A 16,987-nucleotide genomic window follows, 5' to 3' on the forward strand; every position below is an offset into this window, starting at 1 on the left:
TTTCACCGGGCTTCTGGTTGTGGGCTTCTGCCAAAGGACGAACTTCAGAAGCTACAACCACCTGTTGGAGTGAACATCATGCGCACCGTCAGAGCGGGGAGCTCGCCGACTGAGTTGGACGTCACCTTTCACTTACCTGCGGATATCTTGCTTGAAGTCCACGGCGGAGTCGCCAGCCCCGCCCCACCGTTGACCCAGCGCAACGCAACGGTTCCTTCGCAATGGCAGGTAGATGCGTTGCATGAGGCACTGAGCGATGCTGGATTCGAGGTCCGCAGTGACGTGGCGTTGAGCGGTGATGTGCAGGCTCGGGACCAGCGGAATCTGGGTGATCACATACGGGTCGACGTCGACCTCAATCCCGATGAGCTCGCTGTGGTTCTGTTGGAGGGCGAGGGGGGTGTGTTCGCCTGGCAGCAACCGGACCCCGTGGTTAATCCCCAGACCCGCAGTGGCGCAAAGTCCACCCGCACCTTCACGCTGACACCGCTCGACCCGGGGGAAGCGCAACCGCTGCGCCGTGGGCCTTTGACCGACTGGGTGATCGGTACATTGATCAAGCCGATCCGCGTACTGGTGCTCAGGTTCGTCGCTGGCCAGACCGTCAATGCCATCGTGTCTCACATCGAGTCGGGCAACCGCACGGGGCTGGTCTTGTTAGAGGGTATGGACCCGGCTAAATGGGTGCCGATGGGTAAAACGCTTCCCACGCGTGGTCGAGGCGGTACCCTGCAGGTACTTCTGCTGATTCATGGCACCTTCTCTTCGACGTCCGGCAGTTTCGGCGCGCTCACTGCGCATGAGAGCGGACGCGAGTTTCTCAGCCAGGCGTACCAAAAGTACGACGCTGTCATAGGCTTCGACCACAAGACACTGGCGGAGGATGTCGAGACCAATGCCCAGGCAATGGCGCTGGTGCTCGGCGGGCTGCCAAGAGGCACCATTGTCGACAGCGTCGCCTTCAGCCGGGGCGGTTTGGTATGGCGTGTATGGGCACGGGAGCTGTTGCCCCGCAGCAGCCCCGACATTCTCTTGCGCAACACCGTCTTCGTCGGTTGCACCAACGCCGGCACTCACCTTGCCGAGCCGGCCAACTGGCATGACCTCATTGATTTCTATACCAATGTGGTCATGGCCGGTGCCCGGGCTGTCGGGGCGATCACGGGGAGCGTCCTGCTGACGCCGCTGGTCAGCCTGGCAATCAAGACGCTGGGCGAGTTCATGCAGATGCTGGCACAAGTTGCGATCGACGAACGCAAGGTCCCCGGCCTGGCTTCCATGGAACCGAGCGGAGCGACGGTCCGGCGGCTGAACGGTGTTGAGGATCCATCCCAGACTGCCACTTATCGGGCGATCACCGCGAATTTCGAGCCAGACCGATTCGATGTCGGCAACGGTATGACGAGGGCGCTGGCTGAGTTCCTGGCTGACCGTCTGACGGACCGGTTGTGGAAGAACGAGGACAACGATCTGGTCGTCGACACTGCGTCAATGACCACGTTTGGTGAAGGAACCACTCTCCCCAAGACTTCCGTCTTCGCCTATGCCAACAAGGATTTGATCTACCACACCGTGTACTTTGCTCAGGCCCGGACGTGCGAGCAACTCTCCAACTGGCTGGGCATGTCGCAGGGGTTGACGCACACCCTGCGCGATGCGGCGACTCCGCTTGAGTTGGATCACGCCTTTTTTGAAAGCCCGGTGCTCGCCGATGCGGTTGCCGACATCGAGGATCAATCGCCTGTTCACCGAGGGGGCGCCTTCGGAGACTGGGATTTGTCGCCCAATGACATCGATACCCTGGGCGAGGCACCTGCCCCTGCACCTGGAATGGCGCCGCCGCAGGGGCAGGAGGCGCCGACCACCTGCTATGTCAACGCGTCGTTGCCGGAATCCCCGGTGTTAGGAGAAACCGCAGAACTTGAAGTCACGCTTTCGCTGGAGGACATTGCCAAGGACGCCGGCAAGACCCACGTCAGCGACATCGTTGCCGTGAAGCCCGATGTTTTCTTGCATGTCAAAATTCGTCCGCGGACCAATTGCCGCATAGAAGGCCCTGACAACGAGACGATTGCGCCGCCTGGCAAAGGTTCTCCCCAGACGCTGTCGTTTGGGCTGAAGGGCATGGCTGTGGGGCCGGCGGAGGTTTGGGTAGACGTGCTGCAGGGCGCCCGCCGTCTGACACGCATGATTCTGCAGCCGGTGTTTGTGTCCAAGGGCAACCTGAGCGTGTTATCGGTTGTCGACAGCGCTCAGGAAGACCCGCCCATGGTCGACCTTCGCATCTTAGAGGAAGGTGTCCCGGACAGATGGCGGCTCAGGTTCATCGCCCGCTGCGACGATCTGGAAATCAACCATGAGTTCGTGACTCAGGACTTCACCAGCAAAAAGGAGGCCTACATTGGAACCCTCTACAAGAAGCTGGAAAATTGCTGGGCGGTGGCGGGGGAGGTGTTCGAGCAGTTGATGCAAAGCGTACGCGCTGAGGGCGTGCAGATGTTCAACGAGTTGTTCCCCCTGGAACTGCGTCGCCTCATCTGGCAGCACCGCGCGGCGATCGGTAGCTTTCAGGTCGTGGCCAATGAGCCTTCAATCCCCTGGGAGGTCGTGCACGTCGTCGACCCTGACAAACCGACGCCCTTGAGCGGTGGTGTGTTTCTGGCCGAATTGGGCCTCACGCGCTGGATGAGCAATGTCGGCATCGCGCCTTCAAAGCTCAGATTGCGAACAGGAAAGGCGGCTTATTGCATCCCTCGCTATCACGATACAAAGCTGAATCTGGCCAACGTCGAACAGGAAGCGACCTTGCTGGGCGAGCTGTTTGGTGCGGTGTCGATCGGCGACGAAATCGCTCCGGTGCTCAGTGCGCTGGCGCGTGCGAAAGGAGAAGATTTCGACGCTCTGCACTTCGCTTGCCATGGCAGTACGGATTATCAACAAGTCTGGAATGCCGGACTGCTGCTGAATGTGGCTGGCAGTGACAAGACGGCGCTGCTTTCGGTTGCGTCCGTACAGACTTACGCCAATTTGGCGCTCGACGGTTACCGGCCGCTGGTCTTCCTGAATGCCTGCCAGTCAGGGGTGACGGGTAAAACGCTCTCGGGGGCGGGCGGGCTGGCCCAGGCTTTCGTCCAGCGCGGCGCGGGGTTGTTCGTCGGTACGCTTTGGTCGATTGGCGACAGGCCTGCGCTGGGGTTCGCGTCGCAATTCTATGGGCAACTGAAGACAGGACAGAATGTCAGTCATGCATTGCGCGCCGCACGTGAGCAGGCGCGGCGCGACCTCGACACCTCGTGGCTGGCCTATACGGTCTATGGCCATCCGTACGCGCGCCTTTCAAGCTAGGACGGATGTGAGGGGGATGAAGCGGGGGTAGCATCAGGGCGGACGGCAGCACCAGGCGTTGTCGCATCCGCGGTGTCAGCGCCATTCACCCCGCCGCTTCACGCCCCTTCAGCAGATGAAGAATTCTCGACGCGATGTCCTCGCGGCTGAAGGGTTTGGTCAGCAGTTCGAACCCCTCACCGTGGGGCAGTTCGATGTGGGTGTACCCGGTGATGATCAGGACAGGCAGGTGCGGGAATTGCGCGCGCAATTGGTGCGCCAATTGAAGTCCCGAGCGATCCGCCATGACCTGGTCGGACAACAGCAGGTCGGGCAGCAGGCCGTCCGCGACCTTTGCCAGCGCCTCGGTGGCGCTGCTGCTCTCGGTGACCTGATAGCCCAAGTCGCGCAGCAGCAATGCGGTGCTTTGCCTGACCAGGTTTTCGTCGTCCACCAACAGAATATGGGTTTTGGCCTGCGCCGTCGGAGCCTCGACCTGAGGATGCTCTTCGGGCCTCACCGCTTCGCAGGTGGTCGGTAACCAGAGGCTGACGGTGGTGCCAGCGCCAGGCCGAGAGGTCAGATCGAACGCACCGCCCGATTGGAGCGCCAGCCCATGCACCATGGAAAGGCCTAGCCCGGTGCCTTTCCCAGCGCCCTTGGTGGAGTAAAACGGTTCCACGCACTTGCGCAGCACGTCCTCGGCCATTCCGCAGCCGTTATCCTGTACGGACAATTTGACGTAATCCCCTTCAGCCAGCCCTTTGCTCGCGGCGTCGGTCGCGTGGGTCGCCGAAATCACCAAGTGTCCCCCCTGGGGCATGGCATCGCGTGCATTCACTGCGAGATTCAGGATGGCGAGCTCCAGTTGGTGGGCGTCGACCAACACATTGGGCAGCTCAGCATCGATGTTCAGGGTCACTGGGATCGTGGGGCCCAGAGAGCGCTCGATCAGGTCGGTCAAGTCATGGATCAACCGCGCAAGCTGGGTCGGTTCGGGTCTGAGCGTCTGCCTGCGAGCGAAGGTCAGCAGGCGACCCACCAGGACCCGCGCGCGGTCCGCCGCTTGCAAGGCACCGTCCACCAGCCGGGAGATCCGTTCGTCGGTGACGCGACGCTTGATCAGCTCCATCGAGGTGATGATGGGGGTGAGCAAGTTATTGAAGTCATGGGCCACGCCACCGCCAATCTGCCCCACCATTTCCATCTTTCGAGACTCGTGCAACTGCGCCAGCGCTTTTTCGCGCTCGGCCACCATTTCACCGACGCGCCGTTCCAATTCATCGTTCAACCGCCGCAGTTCGTTCTCCGCCTCGATCCGGGCGCTGACGTCGATGCCTACGCACAGCAATCGGGAATAGCGGTCGCGGCCGTCTCTGATGGGGGTGACATGGTTCTGAATCCAGACGTCCGTTCCATCCTGGCGTCGGTAGCGTTGTGTGCTTTCGAACGGCACGCCACTGTAAAGCGCGCGCTCGAATTCCGGTCGCATGGGGCTGAACGCCTCACCTCGCATCAAACGGTCCAGGCTACCCAAGGTCGTCGCATCGCCGGAGCACCCCAGCATCTGGCAGTAACGCTCGTTGATGCGCTCGAGTTTCGAACTCACATCGCAGACCGCGATGCCAGCGCTTGCCTGATCGAACATCGCTGAAAGCTGACGTGAACTGACACGCACCGCCATCTCTGCACTGGCGTGGTTCATCCACAGCCAAGCCAGCCCCGCAGCTTCGATGGCCAGGCGAAGTTGATGAGGGCCGAATTCGTTCGCCGGGTCGGGTTTGAAGGTCAGCACGCCTGCCAGCCGGCCGTCCCGCAGTAACGGAATGTCGATTCGCGCGGGGATGGCCTGTTCGAGGAAGAAGGGGGCGTGCACCGATTCGTCAACGTGCACATCATCGTTCCAATAGTAAAGCGCCTGACCGGTGCGCAGCCTTTGGAGGTTCACGCCATGCCAGGCCGGCATGACGCAGTGCCGCAACAGCCTTCCCCCTTCGTGAACCTGCGCCGGCAAGAATGTACCGCCGTTGTCTTCCGTACGCCCCAGGCACAGCATCCCCGGCCGCAACTTGGCGCTCAACGCATTCAGCAGGTGGGTTTCGATCTGTTCCGGCTCGACGAACGCGGGGAACGAGTGCCCAAGTTGCACGAGAAATGCCTGCAGTTCCTCGAATTGAACACGTTGGGTCGTTTCGGTGACGATGCACAGGACGCCGCCGATCGAGCCGTCTTCGGCGCGCACCGCCGAATAGGACACATCGAAGTACACGACCTCGCCCCGGGCACTGCGCTGAATATAGAAAGGGCGATCCTTCGCGCTGAACGTCTCCCCGGTTTCACGCACGCCGCGCAACAGTGGCTCAAGGTCGTCCCACAGCTCGCTCCAATTCTCGACCGCAGGACGCCCCAGTGCTCGCGGGTGTTTTGCGCCAATGGTCGGAGCGTAGGCGTCGTTATAAAGCGCCACATAATCCGGCCCCCAAAACAGCACGATCTGGGCCTTGACCGGCAACATCGTCGCGACCAGGGTTTGCAGGCTTCTCGACCAGGCAGCGGGCGCGCCGAGAGGGCAATCCTGCGCGCTCAAGCGGCGCAGAAGGTTTGAGACTTCGCTGGTATCCGACAAAAACCACACGTCGCTTTCAGCGGTTGAGTGGTCGTCACGTTTGAGCGAATCCATGTTCAGTCCTTGTGCGTTTTCATGGCGAAGTGTTGCGGCGCATAAGGCGTTTATTTCTTAAACGGCCGGCGATCAATCCGATCATAGATCCCCGCTTTCGATGCAAATTCACTTGGTTGCGCCGCGGGGCCAAAAAAAAAGAGCGCCACTCGTCATATGCCTGAACGAATCGTTGACCCAATTGCCGCCCCCACCGGACAGATACCTTGTGAGCCGACAAACCTTTTGGTGTTTGAACGGGAGTGTCTTATGAAAGCCATCGTCTACAACGGGCCGCGCGACGTGAGCGTGCAAAACGTGCCCGATGCGAAAATCGAAAAACCCACCGATGTCGTGGTGCGCATCACCACCACGAACATCTGTGGCTCTGACCTGCATATGTATGAAGGCCGCACGTCTATGGAAACCGGCCGAGTGTTCGGGCATGAGAACCTCGGGGAGGTGGTGGAGGTCGGCCTGGGTGTCGACCGAATCAAGGTGGGCGACCGCGTCTGCCTGCCATTCAACATCGGCTGCGGTTTCTGTGAGAACTGTGAAAAGGGGCTGACGGGATTCTGTCTGACGGCCAATCCGGGAACGGCGGGCGCCGCCTATGGGTTCGCCGACATGGGACCGTACCAAGGTGGGCAGGCCGAGTTATTGCGCGTGCCCTACGCGGATTTCAATTGCCTGGTGCTTCCTGAAGATGCGCAAGAAAAAGAAAACGATTACGTCCTGCTCTCGGACATCTTTCCCACTGGCTGGCATGCCACGGAGCTCGCCGGTCTGCTGCCCGGCGAGACGATTGCCATCTACGGAGCCGGACCGGTAGGGCTCATGGCCGCCCATGCGGCGATGATCAAAGGGGCGTCTCAAGTGTTCGTGGTCGACACCCATCCTGACCGGCTCAAGCTCGCTGCGCAGATGGGCGCTACCCCGATCTCCGGTCTGGAGCAGGAGGCCGTCGAGCAGATCCTCAATCTGACCAACGGGCGGGGCACCGACCGGGGCTGTGAATGCGTGGGTTACCAATGCTGTGACAGGCATGGGCACGAAGCGAATCACTTGACCATGAACAATCTCGTGGCATCGACCAAGGCCACGGGCGGGATTGGCGCAGTCGGCGTGTTCGTTCCACAGGATCCGGGCGCCAATAACGCGCTGGCGAAGGAGGGCAAGATGGCCTTCGATTTCGGCACGTTCTGGTTCAAGGGTCAGCAGGTACGCACCGGCCAGGCCAATGTGAAAGCCTACAACCGGCGGTTGGCAGCATTGATTCACCATGGCCGCGCCCAGCCTTCGCAGATCATTTCGCACAGCCTGAAATTGGAGGAAGGCCCTGATGCGTACAAGCACTTCGATGCGCGGGATGAAGGGTGGACGAAGGTCATCCTGAAACCGGCCGCCTGATCGCTCAGGCCATGAGCAAGCGCCTGCCGACCCTGGAGGCGCCTGCTCGTGTCGGTCCTTTCGCAAGCGGCGGAGGCGCTAGGCAGGCAGGGGGAACGCCATCCGTCGTCTCGGCTGAAGTCGTGGCTGAACCGCCGCGAACGGACCTAGGTCATTCCTACGACTGCGACGGGCTGAAGGCAAGTGTCTAGCCGTCCGCCGACTTCCCCAAAAATTGAGGCAAGGAGAGCCCGATGAGTGACAGCACCCGGTCCAAACGCCAGATCGAAAGCCTGTGCCGCATTCGCCAGTGGCATCTGGATACGGCCCTGCGTGCGCGACTTGAGGGGCGTGAGGAGGAGTCGCGGTTTCACATGCGCTATTACCGCTTGCTGGGCCCTGCTGTGACAAGCGCCGAGACCGATACGCTCGAGCGTCAGCCCTGACCCGTTTGACGACCCACCACTACAGCCCTTCGAGGCGGATCCAGGTAGGCGCATGGTCGCTCGCATGGGCTTCTCCCCGCACCCACGCGTCCACCCCGGCGTCTTCGAGACGCGGGGCAAGTACGGGGTTGAGAAGCAGATGGTCGATGCGCAGCCCGGAGTTTTTTTGCCAGTGCTGCCGGAAATAATCCCAAAATGTGAAGACGCGCTCCTCTGGATACAGATGCCTGACCGAGTCGATCCAGCCTTGGGCCAGCAGCCGCTGAAAGCATTCGCGGCTTTCAGGTTGCAGCAGAGCGTCCTTGCGCCATGAACGCGGGTTGTAAATGTCGTCGTCAGTGGGCACCACGTTGAAGTCGCCCGCCATGACCACGGGATGTTCACTCGCCTGCAACGTTTCGGCGTGCTTGATCAGGTGTTCGAACCACCTGAGTTTGTAATCGAACTTCGGCCCTGGCTGGGGGTTGCCGTTGGGCAAATACAGGCACGCGACAATGACACCGTGAGCCGCTGCTTCGAGGTAGCGTGCGTGGGTATCGGCTTCTTCCCCTGGCAGCCCCTTGCGGATCAGCAAGGGCTCAGTGTCGCGCGCCAGAATGGCAACGCCGTTCCAGGAAGGCTGACCCAGGTGGAGCGAGCCATAGCCCGCTGCCTCGATCTCCCGGGCAGGAAAGGCCTTGTCTGGCGCCTTGAGCTCCTGCAGGCAGACGATGTCGGGTTGTTCACGCTCCAGCCACCGCAACAGATTGGGAAGGCGCGCGCCAATACCGTTGACGTTGAATGTGGCAATTTTCAGCGCTCCCATTGCGTATACCTCTCGAACTGGCCCACTTCCTCATCTGAGGGGCGGGGCAGGGCGAAGTTCGGGCTGAAAGCTCGGACTCAAAGCTAGGACTCAAAGCTAGGACAGTTTTGGCGACATGTTTAGCAACATGCTCGGTACGACCGTTCGGGAACTTCGTTGAACGACAGGGGCGGGGGGTGATTCGAAACTTTTAAGCACGACCCAACCCTGAACCAAGAGGTGTATATGAGCCCATCAACAGGCATTCCCGGTGGCAGCGAAAACGCGGTCGACTCCATTGAACCGCTCGAATCCGGCAGGCCGGACGTAATCCCCGATCCAGCGCCCGAGAACGCCCATGTTCCGCTCGAGCCGGACGATGAGGCGGCTTTGGAGGACGAGGACATGTCTGACGTAGACGCCAACAACTCGGTGTCCTCGGAGCATCCACCCCAGCGCTGAAAAAATCCCCCCCGCCCAGGGCGTTGATGCCGATCAATGCGCATCCATGCTACGGCGGGTACATAAATAATCGATAAAGGCCAGCGGAAGGCCGAACGGTGCCCGATGAGCCGGGCCGAAAGATTTCAAGGGATGAACCTGACGCTGTACTGCCGACATAACAAGGACAATCGCGATGGCTATTTCTCTGCTTGAACTGCGTCACATCATCGAATCGGGCTTCCTGCCTCTGGAATGCCGGTGCACGGCAAGCGCCTCCAATGAACTGACGATCGAGCTCGTCGATCCCGCCACCGGCGCCAACCTGGTGACAGGTGGAATCAATGCCGCATCGCTGGACAACAGTCGGGCCATTGCCGAGTTGGTGGCTCAACTGCGTACTCGATTCGCCCAAACCCACGGCAGAGAGAGCAGAAGGACAGGCCGGCGCGCTTGAGCCATCGCGAAATGAAGGCCGCCTGACCAGCAGGCGGCACGCGGCTGCGCAAAAGCTCCGCAGCTTGTGGGTGGTGTACCCACGACGCTATTTCTTGTTGACCATCTCTTTGATGGTGCCCGTCGGGATATTGACCAGCGCGTATTTACCGCCGATCTCTACCCATTGCTCATGCTCCCCTGGCGCTGTCAGCTTGCGGCTTTTCCAGTCCTTGATCGCCATACTTTCACGCTGATACTCGTCAGGCACGTTGTCGCCCTTTTTGATCTCCCGAACGCCCGCGCCAGGCCGGTCCATCTTGACGGTGGGCTCCTCGGCCGCTTGGCTGATGCTGGAAACAGCGCACAGGGCCGCGAGCGAAAACGCAGTCAGGTAGGTTTTATAGTTCATGGAAACTCCCGAGGATGATGAGCGAGAAAGGGTTCTTGCGGTCCGCAACGTGCGGCCGCGTGGGTTGAACCGCTGTCTCAATGGATCGGAACCGCTGTCAGGCGTTCAACGCGATTGATGGGTGGCAGGGCTTACAGCCCGGCGATACTGATTCCTCGAGTGGCTTGCAGTGCGTTCATGCGGATCAACCCAGCCGTAGTTCAATCCTCTGGAATGCTTGCCTAATCCTCTGAGAATGCAGGCGCACGGATAGGAAACGCCGGGATTGCAGACTAGAGTCTGCACAAAGGAGTTCGAACGATGATTCACCCCCGCGTGCACCAGGCCTCGTCACTGGCCAAGCTCATCGACCCACGTATCCGCGAGCCGGGCGACATCCAGACGTCGATCCCCGGGCTGGCGCTGTTTCGTCGCGACCGGCCAGTGCCGCCAGCGACATGCCTGGTCGAGCCGAGCCTGATTCTCGTCGCACGGGGTGCGAAGCAATTGTGGATCGGCGGTGAAGCGTACAGCTATGACCCGTCGCATTTTCTGGTGACGTCCCTGGATCTGCCTGCCAACGGTCAGGTGCTCGTTGCAAGCCCGGAGCAGCCCTGCGTCGGACTGGTGCTCAAGCTCGACGTGACCCTGTTGACCGAGGTGATTGCCGCAGGCGTCACGCCCTCGCCCCAAGCGCGGGCTGCGGGGACGGGGGTGGGCATCGGTCGTTTGTCGCCGGTGCTGGAAGGGGCGCTTGCCCGGCTGTTGGAAATGCTCGATGAACCCCAAGCCATCCCAGTGCTGGCGCCCCTGGTGCTGCGGGAGATTCACTACCGCCTGTTGCACAGCGATCAGGCCGCTCGCTTGCGACAAATCGCTGCCGTGGACGGACAGGGTTACCGCATCGCCAAGGCCATCGACTGGCTTAAGCTGAATTACACCGCGCCGCTGCGTATCGAAGAGCTCGCCGCGCGGGTGCAGATGAGCGCCCCCACGTTTCACCACCATTTTCGCCAGCTCACCGCGATGAGCCCGCTGCAATACCAGAAATGGCTGCGGCTGAATGAAGCGCGGCGCCTTATGCTCAGCGAACGGCTCGAGGTGTCCCGTGCCGCTTTCGCGGTCGGCTATGAAAGCCCTTCGCAATTCAGCCGAGAATACAGTCGCCTGTTCGGCGCGGCCCCCCGGCTGGACATCGCCCAACGGCGGGGCCAGCGGGTCGATGAATCGTCCCTGGACAGTGAAACGGCCTAGGCCGCAATCCGTATGACCGATGATCCGCCTCGACGCGGGTCACGAATGACAAAACGCAACATAACCGATGATCAGCGGGTGAACCATGGAACTACGAATCAACCAGAAGACCTATCAGGTCGATACGGATGCGGACACGCCCTTGCTGTGGGTGATTCGCGACGATTTGGGTATGACCGGCACCAAATATGGCTGTGGCCTGGCGCAATGCGGTGCGTGCTCGGTATTGGTGGACGGCAACGTGGTGCGCTCCTGCGTCACGCCGGTTGCCGGGGTGGTGGGGCGTGAAATCACCACCATCGAGGCAATCGAGTCGGACGAGGTCGGCAAGCGCGTCGTCGCAACGTGGGTCGATCAGCAAGTGGCCCAGTGTGGCTACTGCCAGTCCGGTCAAGTGATGGCGGCCACGGCGCTGCTCAAACACAATCCCAAACCCAGCGACGCGCAGATCGAGGCGGCCATGGTCAACCTGTGTCGCTGCGGCACCTATAACGCTATTCATGCCGCCGTGCACGATCTGGCGAAGGGGGAAGCCTGATGAACGCTCGTCTTGATGCCATTGAGCAGGCGCTGGGTCAACCACTGACGGGGCCGGTGAATTTCTCCCGCCGTCGCTTTCTCACCGGTTCCGCGCTCGGCGCTCTGGTGCTGGGTTTTGGCTTGCCGTTGGGCGCCTCCCGTGTGCAGGCCGCCGCGGCCGGCAACGCGACGGAGCGGGGCACGCAAGTCCCGGCCTTCCTGGAAGTCCGCCCGGACAACACCGTGCACTTGCGCTGCCCGTTCATCGAGGGCGGGCAGGGCACTTTCACCGCCATGGCGCAGATCGTTGGGGAAGAGCTGGATGTCGATCCGGCGAATTTCTTCGTCGACGCCGCGCCACCCGGTGATGCCTATTACGTGATGGAAAACGGCATGCGCATCACCGGCGGCAGCATGTCGGTGCGCATGAGTTACCCGACTATGCGGCGCATGGGCGCTTTGGCCCGCGCCATGTTCCTCCAGGCCGGGGCGGAAAAGCTCGGCGTGCCGGTGAGCGAGCTGTCCACCGAGCCCGGTAAAGTGGTGCACGCGGCCTCCGGCCGTTCAGTGACCTACGGCGAACTGGCCGAGCGGGCCATGGACCTGCCTGTGCCCGACCCCGCCAGTGTGCAACTGCGCGACCCAAGCCAGTTCCGCTGGATCGGCAAACCGGTCAAGCGTCTCGACGCCTACGACAAATCCACCGGAAAAGCGCTGTACAGCATCGACATGAAGGTCGATGGCATGCTGCATGCGGCGGTCCAGCATGCGCCGCGCCTGGGCATGACCGTGGGCAATCTGCGCAATGAAGAGCAGGTCAAGGCCATGAAAGGCGTGCACTCGGTGCACCGGTTGCCCGGCGCTGTGGCGGTCGTTGCCGAGCGCTGGTGGACGGCCAAACGGGCGGTGGAAGCCATCCAGGTCGACTGGCAGGAGGCCCCGGCCAATGCGAGCGGGCGCACGATGCCCGCCGACTTTTCCAGTGACGCGTACGTCCAGCGTCTGGCCGCGGAAAAAAGCCCGGCACGCGACGACGAGAAAGAGGGGGATGTCGCGGGCGTCCTGGCCAAGGCCAAATCGACAGTGGAAGCGACTTATCACAACCAGTACCTGAACCATGCCCAGCTTGAACCGTCCTCGGCGTTGGCGCGGTTCAACGCCGACGGCTCGCTGGAGATCTGGTTGCCCAACCAGGCGCCGGACATGTTCCGAGCGGACATTGCCAAACGCACCGGGCTCGACCCGGCGCAAATCACCTTGCATTCGCCGCTGCTGGGTGGGTTTTTCGGACGCCATTTCCTGTACGAATCGGCCAACCCCTACCCGCAGGCAATTGCGTTGGCCAAGGCGGTGGGCCGGCCGGTGAAGTTGATCTGGAGCCGCGAGGAAGAGTTCTTGCGCGATGCAATGCGCCCCATCGCGGCGGTCAATTTCCGTGGAGCGCTGGACGAAAACGGTTGGCCGGTCGCAATCGAAGCGGTGAGCGCGACGGAAGGCCCAACTGAAGCACTGGCGGGCAAGCAGGGCGACAAGATCGACCCCACCGCCCTCGAAGGCCTGGCGGGCAAATCGTACGCCATCCCCAACAAACGGATCGCGCAGATCTACGTCAAGGGCCCGGTCATGCTGGGTTACTGGCGCTCCGTGGGCAATTCACTCAACGACTTCTTTTATGAGTCGTTCCTGGATGAACTGGCAGACAAGGGCGGCAAGGATCCCTTCGAGTTGCGCAAGCACCTGCTGCGCGACAACCCACGCCTGACCACCTTGCTCACCGCGGTCGGCGAGCTGTCGGGCGGCTGGAAGCGCGGACCGTTCACCGCCGAGGACGGCACCCGGCGTGCGCGTGGGGTCGCCATGGCGTCACCGTTCGGGACGCAGACGGCGGTGATCGCGGAAGTGTCCATCAAGGACGGCCAGGTCGTGGTGCATGACATCTGGCAGGCCATTGACCCTGGCAACATCGTCAACCCGGCGATTGTCGAGGCGCAGGTCAATGGTGCGGTGGCACTCGGGCTGTCGCAGACGCTGGTGGAAGAGGTGGTTTACGTCAATGGCATACCGAAAGGCCGCAACTATGACCTGTACCCGATCCTGCCGCCGTCACGCATGGCACGGGTGCATGTGAAGGTGGTCGAGAGTGGGGAAAAGATGGGCGGCATCGGTGAACCGCCGCTGCCTGCGGTGGCGCCTGCCGTGGCCAATGCGGTGGCGACCTTGACCGGGCAGCGCGTGCGCAGCCTGCCACTGAGCCGACATTCTTTTACCTGACCTGCAGGGAGCGTCTACAGCAATGCCTATGAAGAACAGCCGATTCGCAAGAACCGCTGGGGGAGTGGTCGTGGTGTGCCTGGTCGCGGCGATGCTGCTGGCCTGGTACGTCACCCGTGAACCCGCCTCGTCGTTGCAGAACGATCCCACTGCGGTCGCCGACATCGACCCTGCCCTGGTGAGCCGTGGCGAGTACGTCGCTCGGCTCAGCGACTGCGTGGCCTGCCACAGCGTGCCGAATGGCGCGCCTTTCGCAGGCGGCCTGGAAATGGCCACTCCGTTGGGGGCGATTCATGCCACCAACATCACCCCGGACAAAGAAACCGGGATTGGCGGTTACAGCCTGGCCGATTTTGATCGGGCCCTGCGCCACGGTGTCGCGCCGGGCGGCCGACGCCTGTATCCGGCAATGCCGTATCCGTCGTATGCCAAGCTCAATGATGACGATGTGCGTGCGCTGTACGCCTTCTTCATGAAAGGGGTTGCGCCGGTCAAGCAGGTCAATCTCCCCAGCTCGATTCCATGGCCCTTGAATTTGCGCTGGCCGATCGCGCTGTGGAATGGTGTGTTCGCTGACACCACGCCGTATGTGGCCAAGTCCGGACAGGATGAACTGTGGAATCGGGGCGCGTACCTGGTGCAAGGCGCGGGTCACTGTGGCAGTTGCCACACGCCGCGTGGCCTGGCATTCAATGAGAAGGCGCTGAATGAATCCGGCAAGCCGTTCCTGGCCGGTGCATTATTGGATGGCTGGTACGCGCCGAGCCTGCGGGACGACCCCAACACGGGGCTGGGTCGCTGGAGCGAAGCGCAGATCGTGCAGTTCCTCAAAACCGGTCGCAACCAGCACGCCGTGGTGTTCGGCTCGATGACCGAAGCGTTCAACAACTCTACTCAGTTCATGAGCGATAACGACCTTGCTGCCATTGCCCGCTACCTCAAGTCGCTGCCGGGAGATAGCCAGCGTGACGGCACGCCTTGGCAGTATCAGGCCGTCTCCGCTGTGGAACGATTGGACACGCCCGGCGCTCACACTTATGTTACCCGCTGCGCTTCGTGCCACGGGGTGGACGGACAGGGCCAGCCTGAGGCGATGCCCCCATTGGCGGGCGCCACTTCGGCGCTGGCGAAGGAGGCGGCTTCAGCGATCAACATCACGTTGAACGGCTCGCAACGGGTGGTCGCGGCAGGGGTACCGGATGCCTATCGCATGCCGGCGTTTCGCGAGCAGTTGTCGGATCAGCAAATCGCTGAGGTCCTGACGTTCATTCGCACCACTTGGGGCAATCACGGCACGGCGGTGGATGCACAATCGGTTGGCAAACTGCGAGAGCACACCGATCCGGCCAGCAGCAGCCCGATCATTCTGCACATGCGTTGAGGACGTCAGATGGAAAGCATCGATCTATTGGTGTTACGCACCGCGCGCGACTGGCTCGCGTCGGGCCACCGGGTCTTGTTGGCAACCGTCGCCCGCACCTGGGGCTCTTCGCCGCGGCCGGTGGGATCGATGATGGCGCTGCGCAACGACGGGCGGGTGGTGGGCAGTGTGTCCGGTGGCTGCATCGAGGACGATCTGATTCACCGTTACACCACGGCCTATGGTGGCAGCGGGCTGCCGGACCGTCAGCCTGACGTCGTGCGCTACGGCGTCAGTGCCGACGAAGCCCATCGCTTCGGCTTGCCCTGCGGGGGCACGTTGGAACTGGTGCTCGAGTTCACCCCCGACTGGCGCTCCCTCGATGAACTGCTGGCGCGGCTCGACACAGGTCAGTTGGTGCGACGGCGGTTACGCCTGGACACCAACGCGATTGCCCTCGAACACAGCGCCCAGCCGGAGCAATTCAGCTTCGATGGTGAGCACATGCTCAACACGCTGGGGCCGGGGTACCGATTGTTGATGATCGGTGCCGGTGCGCTGGCCGAATACCTGGCGACGATGGCGCTGTTCAATGGCTTCAAGGTCACGGTCTGCGACCCGCGCCCCGAGTACGTCGAAACCTGGGCCGTTGCCGGGGTCGAGTGCCGGGTAGGCATGCCGGATGACGTGGTTCGCGAGTTCGCCGTCGATCTGCGCACCTGCATCGTCGCCTTGAGCCATGATCCCAAGCTGGACGACCTGGCTTTGCTGGAAGCGTTGCAGAGCCCTGCGTTCTACATCGGTGCCATCGGATCGCGGCGTAACAGCCAGCTGCGGCGTGAACGTCTGATCGAGCACTTCGGGGAGACCGACGCCTCGCTTCGCCGACTGCACGGCCCGATGGGCATTTACATCGGCAGCAAGACACCGGCGGAGATCGCCGTCAGCGTCATGGCGGAAATTCTGGCGGCCAAGAACGGCATCCAGCTTCCCCGCACCACTGACGTCGCCGAAGCCAAGCGTCTGCGCGAAAACGTGATGTCGGACGGCTGAACGGCACGGCTTGACCGGGTGATCTACTAGAAGGTAGGGTGCGCCCATGAACACGCACTCTACGACTTACTTCGATATTCTCGACTGCGCCCGCTCGCTGATCGTCGCGGGCGGCTACAGCGGTTTCAGCTACGCCGATATTTCCGAATTCGTCGGTATCCGCAAGGCCAGTATCCACCACCATTTCCCCACCAAGGTCGACCTGGTGCGCACCCTCGTGATGCAGTATCGCCAGCAGGCGGAGGCCGGGATTGCCGAACTCGAGCGCCAGTGCCCGGATGCGGCCGATCAGTTGCGCGCCTACATCGGTTACTGGATGGGGTGCATCGACGATGCCGCCAAGGGTTATTGCGTATGTGCGCTGCTGGCGACCCAGATTCCGGTATTGCCTCAGGAAATCGTGCTCGAAGTGCGTGCGCATTTCCGTTCATTGAGTGCCTGGCTGACGTCGGTCTTGGAACGTGGCGCGATGCGTGGACGCCTTGTGCTGTCCAACGATGCCCGCACGGAGGCCGAAGCCTTCATGGCGGCGGTCCACGGCGCCATGCTTTCGGCCCGTGCGTATGGAGATCCCAAGGTGTTCGGCACGATCGTCGAGCCCTTGGTGGGGCGACTGATCGCCAGCGGTTGAGGGAGGGGGCCGCTGTGCGCGACCCCATCC

At 61.9% G+C, this 16,987-nt stretch carries 14 protein-coding genes; 11 read left to right on the forward strand and 3 right to left on the reverse strand.

The genetic code is table 11. The annotated features are described in order from the left end of the window. Positions 1 to 78: 78 nt before the first annotated feature. Positions 79 to 3,345 (forward strand): CHAT domain-containing protein, encoded by a 3,267-nt coding sequence (locus tag N5D61_RS21295; protein WP_279894136.1) that lies wholly within the window; start codon positions 79 to 81, stop codon positions 3,343 to 3,345. A gap of 85 nt (positions 3,346 to 3,430) precedes the next feature. On the opposite strand, the gene N5D61_RS21300 is transcribed toward N5D61_RS21295, so the two are convergent. After that, complete coding sequence (locus N5D61_RS21300; RefSeq protein WP_279894138.1) at positions 3,431 to 6,004, reverse strand: ATP-binding protein; 2,574 nt, start codon at positions 6,002 to 6,004, stop codon at positions 3,431 to 3,433. 249 nt (positions 6,005 to 6,253) lie between these two features. Between N5D61_RS21300 and N5D61_RS21305 the strand changes: the two genes are divergently transcribed. Beyond that, positions 6,254 to 7,393 (forward strand): glutathione-independent formaldehyde dehydrogenase, encoded by a 1,140-nt coding sequence (locus N5D61_RS21305; protein ID WP_279894140.1) that lies wholly within the window; start codon positions 6,254 to 6,256, stop codon positions 7,391 to 7,393. 233 nt (positions 7,394 to 7,626) lie between these two features. After that, entirely contained in the window at positions 7,627 to 7,818 is a 192-nt protein-coding gene (locus tag N5D61_RS21310; RefSeq protein ID WP_279894141.1) for a hypothetical protein, read from the forward strand. 19 nt (positions 7,819 to 7,837) lie between these two features. Here the strand turns inward: N5D61_RS21310 and xth are convergent, their stop codons facing one another. Further along, on the reverse strand, positions 7,838 to 8,623 hold the full coding sequence (gene xth / locus N5D61_RS21315) for an exodeoxyribonuclease III (protein ID WP_108238809.1): 786 nt from the start codon (positions 8,621 to 8,623) through the stop codon (positions 7,838 to 7,840). 225 nt (positions 8,624 to 8,848) lie between these two features. Here xth and N5D61_RS21320 point away from each other — a divergent pair, with 225 nt between their 5' ends. Next, positions 8,849 to 9,064, forward strand: coding sequence for a hypothetical protein (locus N5D61_RS21320; protein ID WP_279894142.1), 216 nt, complete (start codon positions 8,849 to 8,851; stop codon positions 9,062 to 9,064). 175 nt (positions 9,065 to 9,239) lie between these two features. Further along, positions 9,240 to 9,500: a DUF1652 domain-containing protein gene (locus tag N5D61_RS21325; protein ID WP_108238807.1), complete on the forward strand. Its 261-nt coding sequence runs from the start codon at positions 9,240 to 9,242 to the stop codon at positions 9,498 to 9,500. An 87-nt stretch (positions 9,501 to 9,587) separates the two neighbouring features. Here the strand turns inward: N5D61_RS21325 and N5D61_RS21330 are convergent, their stop codons facing one another. After that, a complete protein-coding gene (locus N5D61_RS21330; RefSeq protein WP_279894143.1) occupies positions 9,588 to 9,890 on the reverse strand; it encodes an RcnB family protein in 303 nt (100 codons plus the stop codon). 300 nt (positions 9,891 to 10,190) lie between these two features. On the opposite strand from N5D61_RS21330, the gene N5D61_RS21335 reads away from it, so the two are divergent. The 6 genes from N5D61_RS21335 (at position 10,191) to N5D61_RS21360 (ending at position 16,957) form a co-directional block, all read left to right on the forward strand. Next, positions 10,191 to 11,123, forward strand: a complete 933-nt coding sequence (locus tag N5D61_RS21335; RefSeq protein ID WP_279894144.1) for an AraC family transcriptional regulator — start codon at positions 10,191 to 10,193, stop codon at positions 11,121 to 11,123. Positions 11,124 to 11,208: 85 nt separating this feature from the next. After that, positions 11,209 to 11,661, forward strand: a complete 453-nt coding sequence (locus N5D61_RS21340; protein WP_108238804.1) for a (2Fe-2S)-binding protein — start codon at positions 11,209 to 11,211, stop codon at positions 11,659 to 11,661. Then, positions 11,661 to 13,913 carry a molybdopterin cofactor-binding domain-containing protein gene (locus N5D61_RS21345; RefSeq protein ID WP_279894145.1) on the forward strand — a complete coding sequence of 751 codons (2,253 nt, stop codon included), beginning with the start codon at positions 11,661 to 11,663 and terminating at the stop codon, positions 13,911 to 13,913. Before N5D61_RS21340 ends, N5D61_RS21345 begins: the two co-directional genes overlap by 1 nt. Positions 13,914 to 13,941: 28 nt before the next feature. Further along, complete coding sequence (locus tag N5D61_RS21350) at positions 13,942 to 15,294, forward strand: cytochrome c (RefSeq protein ID WP_279894171.1); 1,353 nt, start codon at positions 13,942 to 13,944, stop codon at positions 15,292 to 15,294. 9 nt (positions 15,295 to 15,303) lie between these two features. Then, positions 15,304 to 16,326: an XdhC family protein gene (locus N5D61_RS21355; protein WP_108238801.1), complete on the forward strand. Its 1,023-nt coding sequence runs from the start codon at positions 15,304 to 15,306 to the stop codon at positions 16,324 to 16,326. A 46-nt stretch (positions 16,327 to 16,372) separates the two neighbouring features. Next, positions 16,373 to 16,957 (forward strand): TetR/AcrR family transcriptional regulator, encoded by a 585-nt coding sequence (locus N5D61_RS21360; RefSeq protein ID WP_279894146.1) that lies wholly within the window; start codon positions 16,373 to 16,375, stop codon positions 16,955 to 16,957. Positions 16,958 to 16,987: the final 30 nt, after the last annotated feature.

This window comes from Pseudomonas sp. GD03842, assembly GCF_029841165.1.
In the GTDB taxonomy this organism is placed as follows: Bacteria; Pseudomonadota; Gammaproteobacteria; order Pseudomonadales; family Pseudomonadaceae; genus Aquipseudomonas.